Raw genomic sequence first — 17,436 nt, forward strand, 5'->3', positions numbered from 1 at the left:
CTGAAGGACTGTCGGGAACTGTCGGAAGCGGTCGTAGGCGGCCGTGGACTGTCGTGGGCGGCCGTGGGCGTCAGCCCTTGACGGCGCCCTGCATCACACCGGCGACGATCTGCCGGGACAGCAGGAGGAAGACGACGAGCAGCGGCAGTACGCCGATGGCGGCGCCGGACAGGATGAGCGTGTAGTCGAGGGCGTAGCCGCTGGCCAGCGAGGACAGCGCGGTCTGCACGGTGGGCGTGACGGACGGGTCGAGCACGATCAGCGGCCACATGAAGTCGTTCCAGCTGGCCATGAAGGTGAACATGGCCAGCACGGCGGCCTGCGGGCGGATCGCGGGCAGCGCCACGTGCCAGAAGATGCCGAGCGTGGAGCAGCCGTCGACGCGTGCGGCCTCGACGAGTTCGTACGGTACGGACTCGTCGCAGGCCTGCCGCATCCAGAAGACGGCGAAGGCGTTGACGAGGGCCGGGACGATGACGGCCTTGAGTGTGGCGATCCAGCCCAGGTCCCCCATCAGCATGTACAGGGGGATCATGCCGAGCTGCGTCGGGAGCATGGCGGTGATCACGACGGCCACGAACAGTGCGTCGCGGCCCCGGAACCGCAGCTTGGCGAACGCGAATCCGGCGAGCGAGGCGAGCAGGACGCAGCACACCGTGACCGTCGTGGAGATGATCATCGAGTTGCGCAGTGCGAGCCAGAAGTCGACGGTGTCGTAGACGCGTCGGATGTTGTGGAAGAGGTTGCCGCCCGGGGTGAGGCTGAGCAGCGAGTCGCCGATCGCCGAGTTGTCGCGGGTGGGCAGGACGAAGGAGTAGTAGAGCGGGAAGAGGGACGCGGCCAGCACGCCGACCAGCGTGGCGTAGAGGAGGTAGCCGGGCCGTCGGTCCGCCCGTTCGGCGTTCTGGCGGGACCGGGGCGCGGTGGGCTGGGCGAGGGCCATGACGGCATCAGTCCTTCGATGCGATGCGCCGCGACAGCGCGTAGTTGATGCCGGAGACGATGGCGATGAGCAGGAACATCACCCAGGCGAGGGTGGCGGCGTAGCCCGCGTTGAACTCGCGGAAGCCCTTCTCGTAGAGGTACATCATCAGCGTCTGGAACTGCCGGTCGCTGCCGCCCGTGCCCTCCGTGCCCTGGACGTCGAAGAGTTGGGGCTCGGCGAAGGTCTGCATGCCGATGATGGTCGACATGACGACGCTGAAGATGATCGTGGGGCGGATCGAGGGCACGGTGATCGACCAGAAGACGCGCCGCTTGGAGGCACCGTCGATCATCGCGGCCTCGTGGAGCTCGCGCGGGACGCCCTGCATCGCGGCGAGGAAGATCAGCCCGAAGTAGCCCGCCCAGCGCCAGATGATGATCGTCGAGACGGCGAGGACGGCGGACCAGCGGTTGGCCTGCCAGTTGATCCGGTCGATGCCGACCAGACCCAGTACGTCGTTGAAGATGCCGGTCTGGAAGCCGAAGAGCTGGGCGAAGACGAGGCTGACGGCGACCACCGACACGATGTGCGGCAGCACGATTCCGGCCCGCCAGACCGCGCTGGCGCTGAGCTTCCGGTTGAGGAGGGCGGCGAGCCAGAGCGCGACCAGGAGTTCGCCGCCGGTGCCGAGCACCAGCAGGAGCCCGGTGTTGAGCAGGGCGTTCCAGAAGTACTCGTCGGCGAAGAGGTCCTGGTAGTTGCCCAGGCCCGCCCAGCCCTGGTCGCCCTCGATGATCGCCCAGTCGTGGAGCGACATCCAGCCGGTGTGGAGAAGCGGCCAGAGCGCGAAGACACCGAAGATCACGAAGAACGGCAGGATGAACAGGTACGGGGTGCAGCGCAGGTCGAAGCGGGTGAGGCGGGAGCGCCAGGCGCGGCGTCGGTGGTGCCGCCCCGGGGCGGGAGCGATGGGAGCTCCCGTCCCGGGGCGGGTCTCGGTGACCGTCATCGGGTCATTCCCCCGCGACCTTCTTGGCGTCGTCGATCGCCTGGTCCCACGCGGCTTCCGGCTTCTGCTTGCCCTGCTCGACGCGGAGCAGCGCGTTCATGAAGGCGGAGGCGACGTCGCTGTCCTTCGTGCCGCGGTAGATGGGTTCCATCGAGTCGGCGGCCTCGGCGAAGATCTTGCCGGTGGGGGCGTCGGAGAAGTACGGGTCCTTCTTCGCCTGTACCTCGGGGTCGTTGTAGACCGCGGGGTGGCTGGAGAGGTAGCCCTTCGAGAGGAACAGCTTCTTCTGTACCTCGGAGGAGGTCAGCCAGCGGGCGAGGGCCACGGCCTCCTTGGGGTGCTTGCTCTGCTTGGGCACGAGGAGGTAGGAGCCGCCCCAGTTGCCGCCCTGCGGAGCCGCGGCCACGGACCACTTGCCGGAGTTGGCGGCGCCGGAGGCCTCCTTGGTGCGGTCGAGCTTCCAGGCCGGGCAGACAGCGGTTGCCGTTCTGCCGTTCTTCAGGGCGTTCGCCATTTCCGGGGTGAAGGGCGGATATCCGCCGCTGACCTTCTCCTCGGACATGTTCGCGGCGGTCAGGAAGTCCTTCTTGAGAGAGGTGTTCTTGTCGGCGAGGAACGAGTCGTCGGACTCGGCGAAGAACGTCTCCTTGTGCTGGTTGCCCATGCCGACCCAGACGTCTCCGGTGTTCGCCGTGAAGGCGGCGTCCTTCACCTTGGCGCGGAACTTCTCGCCGGTCTCGGTGAACTTGTCCCAGGTGGGCCAGAGTTGACCGACCTTCTCGGGGTCGGTGGGCAGTCCGGCCTTCTTGAAGAGGTCGGTGCGGTAGCAGATGCCGAGGCCGCCGATGTCGGTCCGCATCCCCATCACGTACGCGCCGCTCTCGACCGTGCCGTAGTCGTACGCCCACTTCACCCACGGGTCGTCGGTGTTGTTGACGCCGTGGTCGGCGAGGTTGAGGAAGCGCTGGTGGCTGGGCTTGAACTTGCCGATGGTGTCGTCGCCGAGGCCCACCACGTCGCTCGCTCCGCGGTTCGCCGCGAGCTGGGTGACGAGCTTCTTCGGCAGGTCCTCGATGAGGACTTCCTTGACCTTGATGCCGGGGTGGCTCTTCTCGTACTCCTTGTAGAGGTCCCGGTAGCCGTAGTCGACCTGGGTCGTGACGGTCAGCGTGACGGTTCCGTCGGCGCTCTCCGAGGAACTCCCGCCGCAGGCCGACGCCGTGAGGGCGATGACCGCGGCGCCGGCCGCCACCCGAATCCCTTGGCTGGCGTGGTGTTTCATGCCCTCACCCCTCTGTTTCCGCTTCCGGCGCATCGGCTCGCCTGTCCGCTGTTTCGAGAAATTTCGATGCGGAGGAACTGGATGAATTCCGGTCCCTTCACGCCCTGTTGAGGCGCGCTTAATGTAGGAACCGGTTGCTACTGGGTCAACGTTTCCATCGCGTAAGCAGCGCTATTCGAAACTTTCGCTGGGGATGGGGATGGGGACACGGGGACGGGGATGCGGGCGGGGACTTGGGCGCGACCGGCCCAGGACGATCCGCGCCGCACGGACCGGCGTCACCGTGACGGCGGCGGGCCGGGCAAGGTCGCGGTCGATCAGCGGCACCACGGCATGGCGCCCGCGGTGTCCGCGCCGATCTTTTGGATCTTCAGGACCGCGGGCGCACCGTACCCACGGGCCACGGAATATTTGGGGTTCAGAATCCGCTGGGAAAATCAACAGCGCGTAGCACGTGATTCATGTCACCCACATTTCGCGGCAATGCCGGGCCGCCTACCGGGGCGCTGCCGGGTGTACCGTAATGGGGCGAGCCTGATGACGATTCCCACGCCGATCAATCATCACCGTCGACGACGAGAATTCAGGATTCCTGAAGACCGAGGGTCTTGCTCAACATTGTTGAGTTTGCACCAAGAACTGAGGCACGGGAAGAGATGTTGACCGCGATGGAGACGGATACGCCAGAACAAGGGCAGGGGCAGGAGGCTCTTCCGCTGTCTCCGGACTACGACGCCGACGCTCCCGAACCCCGGCTCACCTCCGACGGCGCCTCGATCGATCCCGTTCGGGACTACCTGAAGGTGATCGGCCGGGTCCGCCTCCTCAGCGCCGCGCAGGAGGTCGATCTCGCCAAGCGGATCGAGGCCGGCCTGTTCGCCGAGCAGAAGCTGGCGGAAGAACCGGATCTGGATCCGGCGTTCCGGCGCGAGCTGGAAATCGTCGTCGAGGACGGCCACCGGGCGAAATCCCACCTCATCGAGGCGAACCTCCGTCTGGTCGTGTCCATCGCCAAGCGTTATACGAGACGGGGCCTCACTTTTCTGGACCTGATCCAAGAAGGCAACACGGGTCTGATTCGAGCCGTTGAAAAGTTCGACTATGTCAAGGGTTTCAAGTTCTCGACCTACGCGACGTGGTGGATCCGGCAGGCACTGACACGAGCCCTGGCCGACCAGAGCCGCACCATCCGCATTCCGGTCCACGCGGTGGAGATCATCAACAGAGTGGCCAGACTCCGCCGGGAAATGCTGCAGGAACTGGGCGTCGAACCCACGCTGGAGCAGGTGGCGGAGAGGATGGAGCTGCCTGCCGCCAAGATCGCCGAACTCGACGAGTACGCCAAGGACCCCGTCTCACTGCACCTGCCGCTGGGCGAGGACGGCGGCAGCGAACTCGGTGACGTCATCGAGGACAGCGAGAGCGTCTCCCCCTTCGACGCGGTGACGTTCCTCCTCCTCAAGGACACGATCCAGGAGATCCTCGCCCACATGACTCCGCGCGAGGCAGGCATCATCACCCTGCGCTACGGGCTGCTGGACGGTCAGGCGAAGACCCTGGAGGAGATCGGCCAGGTTTACGGGGTCACCCGCGAGCGCATCCGGCAGATCGAGTCCAAGACGATGTCGAAGCTGCGCCACCCCTCCCGCTCACAGGCCCTGCGCGACTACGTCGGGCTCGACTGAGGCCGAGCCCGACCATGTCACCCTGAGTACGAGCGTGATCCCATAGGGCAATCGCATCAAGTCAGATGACCACCGCCCACTCCCGCATGGGAATGGGCGTCGGCATCGGTGTTGGCATCGGCGTCGACATCGGGATGCGCCAGGCCCAGGTGGTCACGCAGGGTGGTGCCCTCGTACTCCGTACGGAACACTCCGCGCTCCTGGAGCAGCGGGACCACCGTGTCGGCGAACGCGTCGAGGCCGCCGGGGGTGATGTGCGGGACGAGGATGAAGCCGTCGCTGGCGTCGGCCTGGACGAAGTCGTCGATGGTGGCCGCGACCGTGGCCGGGGAACCGATGAAGGCCTGGCGGTTGCCGGTCTCGATGACCAGGTCGCGGATGGACCACTTGTTGGCGGCCGCGCGCTCCCGCCACTCGCGGGCGGTGGCCAGCGGGTCGCGGTACATCCGGACCTGGGCCCGGCCGCGCGCGACGGTGTGCTCGCCGAGGTCGGGGTCGATGTCGGGCAGCGGCCCGTCGGGGTCGTACGCGGACAGGTCGCGGTTCCAGACGAACTCCAGGTGCTTGATGGCGGTCGCCCCGCTGACCTGCTGCCGACGCACCTCGCGGGCCAGTTCCGCCGCTTCGGCGTCGGTGTCGCCGAGGACGAAGGTCGCGGCGGGCAGGATCAGCAGCTGGTCGGGCGTACGGCCGTAGCGGGCCAGGCGTGCCTTGACGTCCGTGTAGAACGCCTGGCCGTCCTGGAGTGTGGCGTACCGGCTGAAGATCGCGTCGGCACTGGAGGCGGCGAACTCGCGGCCTTCCTCGGAGTCGCCTGCCTGGAAGATCACCGGGCGGCCCTGCGGGGAGCGCGGGACGTTGAACTGCCCCTCGATGTCGAAGTGTTGGCCGTGGTGGACGAAGGCGCCGGCCTTCGCGTAGCGCAGGAAGGTGCCGGTGTCCGGGTCGGCGACGAGCTCGTCGCCGTGCCATGAGTCGAAGAGTTCGTTCGCGGTGGCCAGGAACTCCTTGGCCCGGGAGTAGCGCTCGTCCTGCGGGAGGAAACCGCCGCGGCGGAAGTTCTCGCCGGTGAAGGCGTCCCAGGAGGTGACGACGTTCCAGGCGGCGCGTCCGCCCGAGAGGTGGTCCAGGCTGGCGAACTGGCGGGCCACCTCATAGGGCTCGTTGAAGGTGGAGTTGATGGTGCCGGTCAGACCGAGGTGCTGGGTGACGGCGGCCAGCGCGGTGAGGACGGTGAAGGTGTCGGGTCGGCCGACGACGTCCAAGTCGTAGATCTTTCCGCCCTGTTCGCGCAGCCGCAGCCCTTCGGCGAGGAACAGGAAGTCGAACTTGGCGCGTTCGGCGGTCCGCGCGAAGTGCGCGAAGGAGCTGAACTCGATGTGGCTGCCGGCCTCCGGGTCGCTCCAGACGGTGGTGTTGTTGACGCCGGGGAAGTGGGCGGCCAGGTGGATCTGCTTCAGCGGCTTGCTCATGGTCCTGCGGTCTCCGTCCGGCTCAGGCGGTGGCGTTGGCAGCGGTGTTGGCGTTGGCAACGGCGTTGGCAACGGCGTTGGCAGCGGCGTTGGCGGCGTAACGGTTGACCGGGTGGGCGAGCCCGAGCAGTCCGCGCAGGGTGTCGGCCTCATAGGCGCGGCGGAAGACGCCCCGGCGCTGGAGTTCGGGGACCAGGCCCCGGGTGATGGCCGGCAGGTCGTGGCCGAGGACGGCGGGGCGCAGCCGGAAGCCGCTCAGCCCGGCCGACCGCAACTCCTGGAGCAGGTCGGCCAGCTGGGCGGGCGTGCCGGTGAAGACACGGGCATCGCTGGTGAACGGCTGTCCCGCGAGGGTGTCGAGGCGGTCCTTGCGGGCGGCCGCGGCGGCGGGGTCGTCGTCGAGGAAGACCACCAGGTCGCCGAAGAGGTGCAGGGGCTCGTCGGCGCGGCCCGCAACGGCCTGTTCGGCGCGGATCTCGGCGACGATCGCGCGGGCGTGGCCGGTGTCGCGCGGGGTGACGTAGCCGATGTCGGCGGAGCGGGCCACCAGCCGGTAGGGGACGGTCTGGTGCGCGAGGGCACTGACGACGGGCTGCCCCTGCGGCGGACGTGGGGTGATGGAGGGGCCCTTGACGCTGAAGTGCCTGCCCTCGAAGTCGATGTAGTGGAGCTTGTCGCGGTCGATGAAACGGCCGGTGGCCGCGTCCCGGATCTCGGCGTCGTCCTCCCAGCTGTCCCAGAGGCGACGCACGACCTCGACGTAGTCGGCCGTCTCGTCGAGGAGACCGGTCACCACGTCCTGCGTGGCCGGGCTGTCGTAGGCGTCCAGGCGGGGCAGCGTACGCCGGCCGAAGTGCGCCGCCTCGTTCTGTCGGGCCGTCAACTGCACGCGCAGACCCGCCCTGCCGGAGCTCACATAGTCGAGGGTGGCGATGGCCTTGGAGATGTGGAACGGCTCCGTGTGCGTGGCCACCACGGTTGGCACCAGACCTATATGGCGGGTCAACGGGGCGACACGGGCGGCGACGAGCACGGCGTCGAGTCGGCCGCGGACCTGGTCGATCCGCCCGTCCGGCTCGATGAAGTGCGAGGACTGCAGGCCGAGGCCGTCCTCGAAGGTCACGAGGTCGAGGAGACCGCGCTCGGCCTCGGCGACGAGATCGGCCCAGTACCGGGCGGTGAACAGTTCTTGCGGCCGGGCCACCGGTTCGCGCCAGGCGGCGGGGTGCCAGCCTGCGCCGTCGAGGGCCACGGCGAGGTGCAGGTGCGGTGAAGTGGGCAGGGCGGAGGGTGCTGAGGACACGAGAGGTGTGCCTTCCTGATCGACCGTACGAGGAGGCCGGCCCTCAGGGGAGGGCACGACCGCGGGGGCTACAGGTCAGGAGCAACAGAGCGCGCCGGCCACGCGCAGCAGGTCGATGTGCTGCCGGGAGTAGAGGCGTACGCGGTGGAGCGGAGCGGCCCTCGGGACGCTGTGGCGGGCCACGGTTCGCGCTCGCACGTGCGTCACCTCCGCCCTTCCGGCCCGGCCGACCGGGGTCCGGCCGACCTCGCTCTCGCGGGCCCTCGATCGGGCACCGTCTCGTCGTCAACGAGCACAACAGTACGGCTGTGCCTTTTCTTCCGGCGGCCGTCAGTTCGTGTCAGGAGGTTTATCGGCGGGATGCCCAGGTGCTGAGACGCAGTCTTGACGGTCCCGCGGAGCCCGCCAAGACTGACGGCGACGGTCACGATTGCCAGCGCCCGTCGTGCGGGGTTTGCCCCGTCCGTGCGGTCATCGGCCCCGGCCCGCTGGCAGGCAACCCTTCCACCGCGACGGGGTGCCCCGGGTGACGACCGGGTTCCGCCGGAGCGGCGGGACAAGCGTGGTCTCGCGTCTCGCGAGCCCCGACGGTGGGACCGGTGGGAATTGTCCAGGAAGTCCAGGAACGGCTTGACGAGGCGCTTGCACATCGACTTGTCGCGTGTCTCCAGCGCTTACTGATCCGCTACGCGTCCGACTGATCCGGACCTGTACGGCAGCGCAGTCACTCCGTTCCGCCACTGGCGCCCACGAGGCGGCCAGGGCCTCCGCGTTCCCCCCAGGAGAGTCATGCCCGAGACAGTTTCCCGCGGTTCCAGCACGGACACCTGCACGGCGGCGGCCTCCCGCACGGCCGCCTCCCGTTCAGCGGTCCCCGGCTGCTCACCCGTCCCCGGGGTGGCCGTCGGCGGCACGTCCGTCCCCCGTTCGGTCTCCCGTCCGGACCGCTTCCGCAGCCGCATCGGCGTCGGTCTCGCCGGTGGCTTCTACCCGGCGCCGCGCCGCTACCACCTCTACCTCTGCGAAACCTGTCCGCGTTCGCGGCGCATCGCGGTCGTCCTCGACCTGCTCGGTCTCAGGGACTCGCTCACGACCACGGTCCCGAAGCTCCCCGCCGAAACACCCCAGGGCTTCGCCTCACTGCGCGGAGCCTACGAAGCGACCTGGCACCGCTACGACGGTCCGCTCACCGCGCCCGCGCTGTGCGACCGCTGGAGCGGGCGCGTCGTCAGCAACCACACGCCCGACATCCTCCGCGACCTCGCCGGCCTGCTGGCCGACGCCGGGACGGATGGCGTGACCGATGGCGAGACCGACGCCGGGACCGATGGCGAGACCGATGGCGGGAGCGAAGGCGGGAGCGAAGGCGGGACCGATGGCGGAGCCAAGCCCGACGTCAGTGCCGACGGAGCCCGCCTGCCCGCGCTGGCTCGGCTCGACCGGCAACTCGCCCGCCACTCCTACGTGTTGGGCGATGAGCCCAGCATCGCGGACAGCGACATCTGGGTGACGCTCACACACCTCGACCACTTCGATGCGGCCTGCACGCTTTTTCCGTACCGCCACATCGAGGCGTACGTACGACGCCTCGCCCTTCACCCGGAGCTCTCCGGCGACCAGCTCTGAGCCGACGCCCACGGCCCGGAGGTGCGACAACTGCGCAGCACTGGGCCTGAATACGCCTTCCGGATATGCCGATCAGGGAGGTAAAGAAAGGGAATAGTGAGGGAATTGTAAAATTGGGGGCGGGGAGCGCATGCGCATTCAGGTACTCGGACCGGTCTGCGTCTGGCGGGAAGGCACCCGTCTCGACCTCGGTTCGCCCCAGCGCCGCGCGGTGCTCGCCCTGCTCGCCGTGTCCCGTGGACAGCAACTGCCGTTCTTCGGACTCGCGGACGCCCTGTGGGGCGAGCGCCCGCCGGCGACCGCGTCGAACGTGGTCCAGACCCACATCAAGCACCTGCGCCACCTGCTGGAGCCGGACCGGCAGCCCCGCGCCCGCAGCGCGGTGCTGCCCCGGCTCGGCGACGGCTACGCGCTGCGCGTCCCGTACGACGCCATCGATCTGCTGCGCTTCAGGGAACTGGTCGCCAACGCGGTGACCGTACGACGGGACGAGCAGGGCGGCGATCCGGAACGGGCCGCGGCGCTGCTGACCGACGCGCTCGGGCTGTGGCAGCAACCGCCCCTCGCGGACCTGCCCTTCCTCTCCGCGCACCCGGTTGTTGTCGCCCTCGCGGAGGAACGTCGGGGTGCCGTCGCCCAGTACGGCGATGCCATGATCGCGGCGGGCAGGTGCGCCGACGCGCTGGCCGTCCTGGAGGAGACCGCTGCCGCGCAGCCGCTGGACGAGGACGCCCAGGCCCGGCTCATCCGGGCCTACCAGGCCGTCGGGCGACGCGACCAGGCGGTCACCGTCTACCGGCGCAGCTGCCGTCGGCTGGCCGACGAACTCGGCGTCGACCCCGGCCCCGCACTGACCGAGGCCTACGCCGCCATGCTGCGCCGCCGCACCGGATCCTCCGCTCCCACTCCCGCTCCCATCCCCATCCCCATCCCCGGCTCCGGCCGCTCCGGCTCCGGCTCCGGCTCCGGCTCCGGCTCCGGCTCCGGCTCCGGCTCCGGCTCCGGCTCCGGGCACGTTCCCGTGCGCGACGCCGTCGGCGGCCCGGTCGCGAGGAGCGTCGCCGACGCGCTCCCCGCCCCTGTGTCCGTCCCTGCACCCCGGCATCCCGCGCGCCGATTACCCGCACAACTCCCCGCGGACGTACCGGACTTCGCCGGTCGTGACCCGGAACTGTCCACGCTGGACCAGTTGCTGGCCGCGGCGGCGGACAGTCCGACGGCCGGAGCCGTCTCGGTCGTCTCCGGTACGGCCGGGGTGGGCAAGACCGCACTGGCCGTCCACTGGGCGCATCGGACGCGGCGGCGGTTCCCCGACGGTCAGCTCTACGTCAACCTGCGTGGCTACGACCCGGACCGCCCCATGCCGCCCGGTGACGCCCTCACGCGGTTCCTCACCGTCCTCGGGGTGCGCGGTGACGCGATCCCACTCGATGTCGACGACCGCGCGAGCCGGTTCCGGACCGAGCTGGCCGACCGGCGGATGCTGCTGGTGCTCGACAACGCCCTGTCCGAGGAGCAGGTCCGCCCACTGCTTCCCGGTTCGCCGACCTGCGCCGTCCTGGTCACCAGCCGGGACAGCCTCGCCGGTCTGGTGGCCCTGCACGGCGCCCGCCGCGTCGGCCTGGGTCCGCTGCCGCCGCCCGACGCGGTCGCCCTGCTGCGTACGCTCGTCGGCGCGCGCGTCGACAGCGAGCCGGGCCCGGCCGCCGCCCTGGCCGAACAGTGCGCGCGTCTCCCGCTGGCGCTCCGGGTCGCGGCCGAACTCGCCGTCGCCCACCCGTCGTCGCGGTTGGCGGACCTGGTGGCGGAACTGGCCGACCAGCAACGGCGGCTCGACCTCCTGGACGCGGGCGGGGACCGGCGGGCGGCGGTGGAGGCGGTGCTCTCCTGGTCGTACGAGCGCCTCCCCGCCCCCGCCGCCCGCACCTTCCGCCTGCTGAGCCTGCACCCGGGCTCGGAGGCAGACGCCTACGCGGTCGCCGCGCTGATCGGCGAAGCGCAGGCCGAGGAGCGGGGCTCGGGGCCGGGCGCGAAACTGGGCGCGGAGTCGGTCCGTGCACCGGGCTACTGGTGGGGCGGCGCATCGAGCGACACACCGGACCAGGCACCGGGCGAGGCACGGGACAACAGACCGGGCCACACAACGGGCGGCGGCCCCAGCCACGCGCCAGGCCACAGGTCGGGCGGAGCATCGAGCAACGCACCGGACCAGGCACCGGGCGAGGCGCGCGACGAGAGACCGGGCCACGTGCCAGGCCGCGAGTCCGGCGGCGGCCCTGGCCACGCGCCGAGCCGTGCGCCGAGCCACGTGCCAGGCCAGGTGTCCGGCCCCGCGTCGGGGATCCGACCAGGTGACGAGCCGGCGAGCGTCGGTGGTCGTCCCGTCCAAGCCGCCGGGACTCTGGCACTGCTGGCCCGTGCCCACCTCGTACAGCCCGCCCGGCCGGGCCGGTTCGGCACGCACGACCTGCTGCGTGCCTACGCGTTCCGCCTGACCCGTACGCATGACTCCGAGGCCGAACGGCAGGCCGCGCTGGTCCGGCTCTTCGACCACTACCTGAGCACGGCCGCGGCGGCCATGGACGCGCTGTACCCGGCCGAGCGGCACCACAGACCCCCGGTCGGACCGCCCGTGCACGTCTCGCCCGTCGCCGGCGACGCGGCCGCGGCACGGGCCTGGCTGGACGCCGAGCGCCCGACCCTGGCCGCCGTCTGCGCGGTGGCCACGGACCGCGGCAGTCCCCGGCACGCTGTCCGTCTGGCCGCCCTGCTCTTCCGGCACCTGGACTCCGGTCACCACACCGAGGCGCTGGAGATCCACCGCCACGCCCTGCGGGCCGCCGAGACGATCGGCGACCTGGGCGGCCAGGCCCACGCGCTGACCAACCTCGGGGTCGTGCACTGGCGGCTCGCCGACGCGGGTTCGGCCGCGGACCACCTCGTACGGGCCCTCGAACTGCACCGCCGGACGGGGGATCTCGCGGGGCGGGCCAGAGCCCTGTCCAATCTCGGCAACGTTCACTGGCGGCTCAGCCGCCTCCGTGACGCCGCGCACGACCATCAACAGGCCCTCGACCTCTACCGCGAGACCGGGGACGAGGTGGGCCAGGCCCGCACTCTCACGAACCTCGGCAACGTCTGTCTCCGGCTGGGCGAGTACGAGCAGGCCGCCGACCGTCAACTGCAGGCCCTCGCCCTGCACGACCGGACCGGTGACCGCATCGGCCGCGCACGCACCCTCTCCCACCTGGGCAACGCCCTCCTGCGGCTGAGCCGGTTCGAGGCCGCGGCCGAGCGTCAGCAGCAGGCGCTCACGCTCTTCCGCCACCTCGGGCACCAGGGCGGCGAGGCGTACGCGCTGTCCGGCCTCGGCGACATCCGGCTGGGGCAGGGCGCGTTCGAGGCCGCGGTCACCTGTCAGCGACAAGCCCTCGAACTGTTCCGGGCGCACGGGGAGGGCTACGGCGAGGCGTCGGCGCTCAACGGCCTCGCCGAGGCACTGCACGGCAGCGGCCGCTTCGACGAGGCGCTCGACCACCACTCCACCGCCGCGACGGTCGCGGCCGTCACCGGGGAGCACGACCAGCTGGCACGAGCGCACGCGGGCGCCGAGCGCGCCCGCCGGGCCCTGGAGCCGTGGGCGGAGGCCGCCGCGTCGTCGACCACATCGGGGCCGTGAGCGCGCGGAACGCCTCGACGTCCGGCCGTTCAATCACCGTCCAGTGGTTGTCCAGTCCTGCGCCATAGCTTGCCGTCGCTGACCGGCGATCCGGCCTGGCACATCAGGCCGCGATGCCGCTGCCCCACCACACGCGCACGCAGACATTCACGTGCACGCCGACCGAGAGGGAAGAAGCGATGAAAGCAGGGCTCAAGAAGAGGATGGCCACGGCGATCGCGACCGCGTCCGCCATGGCGGCGCTCGTCGTGGCGACCCCGGGCACCAGCCACGCGGCGACGCCCAGCCTGCCCGCGTTCGGCATCTCGGCCGACGGCAAGCTGATGGCCCATTTCACCACCGACAGACCCGACGTGCTCAACTGGTTCAGGGTCATCAACGGGCTCGTCGGCGACACCTTTGCTGTCGGGAGCGACTTCCGTGTGCAGAACGGACTCCTGTACATCGTCGGCAACCAGGGGGGCGTCTACACGGTCAAGACCCCGCCCCAGGTCCCGGACGTTCAGGTCACCAAGGTCTCGCAGCTCAGTGTCCCGTTGCAGGGCACGAACTTCGGTGTCGACTTCAACCCCGCCGCCGACCGGCTTCGGATCATCAGCGACACCGGCCAGAACCTGGCGCACAACCTCGCCAACAGCGTCACCGCCACGAACACCCCGCTGACCACGGACGGGGCGACGACCCACGGCGTCACCGGTGCCGCCTACACCAACAACGACCTCAACTCGGCCACCGGCGCAACGCTGTTCGACATCAACACGACCTCGGACCAGGTCGTCATCCAGTCGCCGCCCGCCAACGGCACGCTGGCCGCGACCGGCTCGCTCGGCGTGAACGCCCTCGCCAACGCGGGCTTCGACATCTTCAGCGACCTGAGCGCCGGCAAGACGATCTCGAACACGGCCTTCGCCACCCTCACCCCGTACGGTGCCTCCACGTCGACGCTCTACACCGTCGATGTGCTCACCGGAGCCACGACCAGCGTGGGCCAGTTCCCCATACCCATCACCGACATCGCGGTCGCGCTCGACGCGGGCTGACACGTCTCCGACACGATCAGAGGCCGTATCGGTCGGCGCTTCGCGCCCTACGCCGGTACGGCCTCTGGGTTCGGTACGGCTTCTGGGTTCGGTACGGCTTCTGGGTCAGGCAGGCCGCACCACGCTGTGAATCGCCGCTTCCCCGGCCCAGAGGATCGACTCCTCGCGTATGGACGCGCCCGGGCTCGGTGCGTGGATCATCATGCCGTTGCCGCTGTAGATGCCGATGTGGCCGACATGGCCGTGGAACAGGACCAGGTCGCCCAGCCGGAGGTCGGTGAGAGGGACCGCCATACCGGCCGTCGCCTGGTCGTGCACGGTACGCGGCAGCGCGACCCCGGCGGCCTTCCAGGCCGACTGAGTGAGGCTGGAGCAGTCGTACGCGCCCGGTCCGGTCGCGCCCCACACACAGGGCTTGCCGATCTGCGCGCGGGCGAAGTCGACGGCCTTCGCGGCCTTCCCGCCGTACCCCGAGTCCGACGCACCGTCCGAGCCGATGGCCACACCCGCGCCGATGGACACGGGGGGATAGGCGGACAGATCCATGCCGAACGACAGATCCGGGCCGCCCATGGTCAGGCCCTGGCCGCCCATGCTCGGGGTCGTGCCGAGCAACGGATCCGGCGACATGGAGCCGATGGGCAGGTCCGTGCCGATCCCGCCCGACGGCCATGGCCACTGCGTCTGCCCGGCCTGGCGGTAGTCCTGTACCTCGGGCGTACGCCAGGCGGTCTCCACCGGCGCGGGCGCGATGGCCGCCATCGGCGCGCTCTGCTGGGCGATGCGCGCGGACAGCAGTTCACGGGCCTTCGCGAGCTTCTGCCGGGTCCGGTCCTTGGAGGTCTTCAGCGACTGCCGCGACTGCTGTGGCTGTGTCTGCGGCTGTGGCTGCTGTTGTTGCTGCTGCTGCTGCGGTTCCGTGACCAGCGCGGGCAGGAGCTCGGTGGCGTCCTGACGCGCCTGGGGCGCGGCGGGCAGCGCGGCGACGGGTCCGGCGGTCAGCTCCGCCACGGGCCGCGCGGCCGTTGCGGCGGCAGGCCCGGCGGTCAGCTCCAGGACGGGTTTGGCGGCCGCTTCCAGCGCACGGTCGGTCGGCCTGTCGGCCGGCCGGTCGGCCTGTCGGTCCCCCGGACGCCCGCCGGGGCTCTTGGGCCAGGTACCGGTCTGGCCACGCTCCGGCATTCTGTCGGAGGGCAGTACGGCGGGGATGAGGGGACCCAGTTGCGAACGCCCCACGTCGAACCACTGCTTGGCGCGGTCGCTCAGAGCGGGGTCGGGGGCGGCGACGGTGTCGGCACGTCCACGCCCGGTGTCGGGCATCGGATTCGCCCGCTCACGCGGGCGCCCCGAGGCCATCGCCCGGGTGGCGTTGTAGTTACCGCTGGCGCTCTCGGCCTGGTCGTACAGGTTGTGGATCCGCTGCTGCACCTCTTCACGGCTCGGCTCGTCGCCTCCCGGGACGGGCGTGGTGCCACCCGTCGAGGAGTACAGGTCCACCGAGGTGGCGGCCGCCGTCGCGAAGGCGGGCCGGGGGATGCCCGGGAGGTTGTCGCCTCCGGGGCGCGAAGTTCGTTCCGGCGCGATGGGAGCCGTACTCCTTCCGTGTTCCGCCTACCGAGTTAGCTGTCGGGTTCGGGCGACGATTCCGGAAGGTATGCCCTACGGCCCCTGCCCTGACGGGCAGTTGGGCCGATTCACCCCAAGTTCGGTTGGGTCCCCGGTTCCGATGGCCACGTGGGCCACCGGATTCGGCGGAGGTCGCGCAACCCGGCGAGGTTCACCGGAGGAAGTCGCGCGTCCTACCCGTCAAGTTAGCCAACTTGTGCCCCTCGTGTGAAGATTGAAGAGCGAAGTGCCCGATATGTAACTGTGACCTTCGTCGTATCGGTTCGAGACATCGACGACTTTCCGCCCGGTCAACGGGAGTTGGGGGTGTCAGTTCGCCGCGTTCATCAGGTCGAGCGCGCTCTGCTGGCGGGCGGCGTCGGTGGAGTCCAGTGGTCCGGCCCAGTGCAGCCCGTACGCGTCGAGTGCGTTGCGGTCGTTCGCGTACGCGGCGTCGGCCTGCCGCCGTATGTAGGACGTGTACGGGCGGTCGGACAGCCGGGCATTGAAGGCGCTCAGCCCCCTGATGTACGCGCCCTTGAAGGACGGGCCGTCGGCGCCGCAGCCGTTCGTCTCGCACGGCTCGCGCAGGATGCCGCCCGAGTTGAGGGCCGCGGACGTGGTCGAGGCGTTCCCGATCTGACGGCCCGTGGTGAGCAGCGCGGAGTCCCCGGTCGCCCGGTGCAGTTCCGCCAGACCGCCGAGCAGCACGCCCTGGTTGTACGACCAGGTGGTGTCGCCGTTGTTCCGGCACGTCGACAGGTCGATGCCGTCGTTGACCAGCTGGGAACCGTTGATCATGCCGGTGCCCTTGAACCAGGCCCACTCGGCGTTGGCCCGCCCGAGATAGACGGTGTCGCCCGCGATGCGGTTGTGCAGCGCGGCGTTCAGCTCCAGGTAGAGGGAGTTGGCGATGGCGTTCTTGTAGGTCTTGGCGGTGCTCCACCACACGCCGCCGCCACACGTGGAGTCCCAGTACCGTGCCATGTAATCGGCGTCCGCACGGGCGGTGTTGAGATAGCGGCTGTCGCCGGTCAGGTCGTACGCGGCGACCCAGGCCAGCCCCCACCACCCCGTGTCGTCGATGTAGTCGTTGCGGAACTGGCCGCCCTGCGCGTTCAGTTGGCGGTCGTAGGTGTTGGCGATGGCGTACCGGTAGCTGCCCATTCCGGTGACACGGATGTTGTCGATGATCGCGGTCAGGGCGTTGGCAGAGTTCCACCAGCCGGTGGTGTCGAACAGGCCGGTGGAGTTGTTGTAGGACTGCATCAGCGCGGTGGCAGCGGCGGTCGGACGGCTTTGGGCGTTCCAGGTGGTGCGGGCCCAGGCCGTACAGGCGATCTCGGTCCGGTCGCCGGCCTTGCCGCAGGCGCGCAGGGCTCCGACGCCGCGGTTGCCCCAGTCGTCGACGTTGTACATCAGGGTGCGCCAGCCGGTTTGGCCGGCCGGGATCGTGGTGGCGCCGAGCTTGCTGCCCGAGGCCCAGGTGCGGCCGCCGTCGAAGGAGCGGTCGAGCCAGACCTCGTCGGTGGGGCTCCCGTTGGAGATCGAGGCCCAGCCCATCGCGTCGGTGTCGTCGAAGTGCAGCGCGATGCTCCGGGAGAAGATACTGGCGGTCACCGGCTGCCGGTCCTGCGGGGACAGCGCCGGGTCACGGCCGTCGCAGTACGTGTTGCACACGGTCGCCGCGGCGGCGGCGACCGCTGTGCCGCCGCCGCTCGCCGGGACGAGGAGGGTGAGGGCGAGGGCGGCGATCAGACCGGCCCCGGCCCTCCGGACTCGTTCCGCTGTCGGTGTCATGCCGACTCCA

Annotated in this window: 12 protein-coding genes and 2 riboswitches; of the genes, 4 read left to right on the forward strand and 8 right to left on the reverse strand. The window is 70.1% G+C overall.

Features of this window, described 5'->3' with window-relative positions:
- Positions 1-70: 70 nt before the first annotated feature.
- The 3 genes from OHA11_RS03985 to OHA11_RS03995 are packed head-to-tail and all read right to left on the reverse strand — an operon-like array spanning position 71 to position 3,216.
- Entirely contained in the window at positions 71-943 is an 873-nt protein-coding gene (locus OHA11_RS03985) for a carbohydrate ABC transporter permease (RefSeq protein ID WP_266491970.1), read from the reverse strand.
- A 7-nt stretch (positions 944-950) separates the two neighbouring features.
- On the reverse strand, positions 951-1,934 hold the full coding sequence (locus OHA11_RS03990) for a carbohydrate ABC transporter permease (RefSeq protein WP_266491972.1): 984 nt from the start codon (positions 1,932-1,934) through the stop codon (positions 951-953).
- A 4-nt stretch (positions 1,935-1,938) separates the two neighbouring features.
- Positions 1,939-3,216: an ABC transporter substrate-binding protein gene (locus OHA11_RS03995; protein WP_266491974.1), complete on the reverse strand. Its 1,278-nt coding sequence runs from the start codon at positions 3,214-3,216 to the stop codon at positions 1,939-1,941.
- A 668-nt stretch (positions 3,217-3,884) separates the two neighbouring features.
- Between OHA11_RS03995 and OHA11_RS04000 the strand changes: the two genes are divergently transcribed.
- On the forward strand, positions 3,885-4,901 hold the full coding sequence (locus OHA11_RS04000; protein WP_323186514.1) for an RNA polymerase sigma factor: 1,017 nt from the start codon (positions 3,885-3,887) through the stop codon (positions 4,899-4,901).
- Positions 4,902-4,957: 56 nt separating this feature from the next.
- On the opposite strand, the gene OHA11_RS04005 is transcribed toward OHA11_RS04000, so the two are convergent.
- The 3 genes from OHA11_RS04005 to OHA11_RS04015 form a co-directional block, all read right to left on the reverse strand.
- The gene (locus OHA11_RS04005) at positions 4,958-6,373 is read right to left on the reverse strand and encodes an NtaA/DmoA family FMN-dependent monooxygenase (RefSeq protein WP_266491976.1); all 1,416 of its coding nucleotides are present in this window, start codon (positions 6,371-6,373) and stop codon (positions 4,958-4,960) included.
- Between the two features lie 22 nt (positions 6,374-6,395).
- Positions 6,396-7,676: an LLM class flavin-dependent oxidoreductase gene (locus OHA11_RS04010; RefSeq protein WP_266491978.1), complete on the reverse strand. Its 1,281-nt coding sequence runs from the start codon at positions 7,674-7,676 to the stop codon at positions 6,396-6,398.
- Positions 7,677-7,751: 75 nt separating this feature from the next.
- Positions 7,752-7,874, reverse strand: coding sequence for a putative leader peptide (locus tag OHA11_RS04015; protein WP_266491981.1), 123 nt, complete (start codon positions 7,872-7,874; stop codon positions 7,752-7,754).
- Positions 7,875-8,098: 224 nt separating this feature from the next.
- Positions 8,099-8,245: riboswitch (SAM riboswitch) on the forward strand.
- A 220-nt stretch (positions 8,246-8,465) separates the two neighbouring features.
- On the opposite strand from OHA11_RS04015, the gene OHA11_RS04020 reads away from it, so the two are divergent.
- From OHA11_RS04020 to OHA11_RS04030, 3 genes are all read left to right on the forward strand, one after another.
- The gene (locus tag OHA11_RS04020) at positions 8,466-9,302 is read left to right on the forward strand and encodes a glutathione S-transferase C-terminal domain-containing protein (protein ID WP_266491984.1); all 837 of its coding nucleotides are present in this window, start codon (positions 8,466-8,468) and stop codon (positions 9,300-9,302) included.
- Between the two features lie 130 nt (positions 9,303-9,432).
- The gene (locus tag OHA11_RS04025) at positions 9,433-12,981 is read left to right on the forward strand and encodes a tetratricopeptide repeat protein (RefSeq protein WP_266491986.1); all 3,549 of its coding nucleotides are present in this window, start codon (positions 9,433-9,435) and stop codon (positions 12,979-12,981) included.
- Positions 12,982-13,160: 179 nt separating this feature from the next.
- Positions 13,161-14,021: a DUF4394 domain-containing protein gene (locus OHA11_RS04030; RefSeq protein ID WP_266491988.1), complete on the forward strand. Its 861-nt coding sequence runs from the start codon at positions 13,161-13,163 to the stop codon at positions 14,019-14,021.
- Between the two features lie 105 nt (positions 14,022-14,126).
- Here OHA11_RS04030 and OHA11_RS04035 read toward each other — a convergent pair whose 3' ends face one another.
- A complete protein-coding gene (locus tag OHA11_RS04035) occupies positions 14,127-15,518 on the reverse strand; it encodes a C40 family peptidase (RefSeq protein WP_266491990.1) in 1,392 nt (463 codons plus the stop codon).
- A gap of 95 nt (positions 15,519-15,613) precedes the next feature.
- Positions 15,614-15,785, reverse strand: a riboswitch (cyclic di-AMP (ydaO/yuaA leader).
- Between the two features lie 171 nt (positions 15,786-15,956).
- Positions 15,957-17,426 carry a glycoside hydrolase family 76 protein gene (locus OHA11_RS04040; RefSeq protein ID WP_266491991.1) on the reverse strand — a complete coding sequence of 490 codons (1,470 nt, stop codon included), beginning with the start codon at positions 17,424-17,426 and terminating at the stop codon, positions 15,957-15,959.
- Positions 17,427-17,436: the final 10 nt, after the last annotated feature.

The sequence above is a fragment of the Streptomyces sp. NBC_00878 genome, from assembly GCF_026341515.1.
In the GTDB taxonomy this organism is placed as follows: Bacteria; Actinomycetota; Actinomycetes; order Streptomycetales; family Streptomycetaceae; genus Streptomyces.

Bases quoted from the DNA above. Each gene is read 5' to 3' on its own strand.
- OHA11_RS04000 (WP_323186514.1), top strand. From the start codon at position 3,885: ATGGAGACGGATACGCCAGAACAAGGGCAGGGGCAGGAGGCTCTTCCG.
- OHA11_RS03990 (WP_266491972.1), bottom strand. From the start codon at position 1,934: ATGACGGTCACCGAGACCCGCCCCGGGACGGGAGCTCCCATCGCTCCC.
- OHA11_RS04025 (WP_266491986.1), top strand. From the start codon at position 9,433: ATGCGCATTCAGGTACTCGGACCGGTCTGCGTCTGGCGGGAAGGCACC.
- OHA11_RS04020 (WP_266491984.1), top strand. From the start codon at position 8,466: ATGCCCGAGACAGTTTCCCGCGGTTCCAGCACGGACACCTGCACGGCG.
- OHA11_RS04040 (WP_266491991.1), bottom strand. From the start codon at position 17,426: ATGACACCGACAGCGGAACGAGTCCGGAGGGCCGGGGCCGGTCTGATC.
- OHA11_RS03985 (WP_266491970.1), bottom strand. From the start codon at position 943: ATGGCCCTCGCCCAGCCCACCGCGCCCCGGTCCCGCCAGAACGCCGAA.
- OHA11_RS03995 (WP_266491974.1), bottom strand. From the start codon at position 3,216: ATGAAACACCACGCCAGCCAAGGGATTCGGGTGGCGGCCGGCGCCGCG.
- OHA11_RS04005 (WP_266491976.1), bottom strand. From the start codon at position 6,373: ATGAGCAAGCCGCTGAAGCAGATCCACCTGGCCGCCCACTTCCCCGGC.
- OHA11_RS04030 (WP_266491988.1), top strand. From the start codon at position 13,161: ATGAAAGCAGGGCTCAAGAAGAGGATGGCCACGGCGATCGCGACCGCG.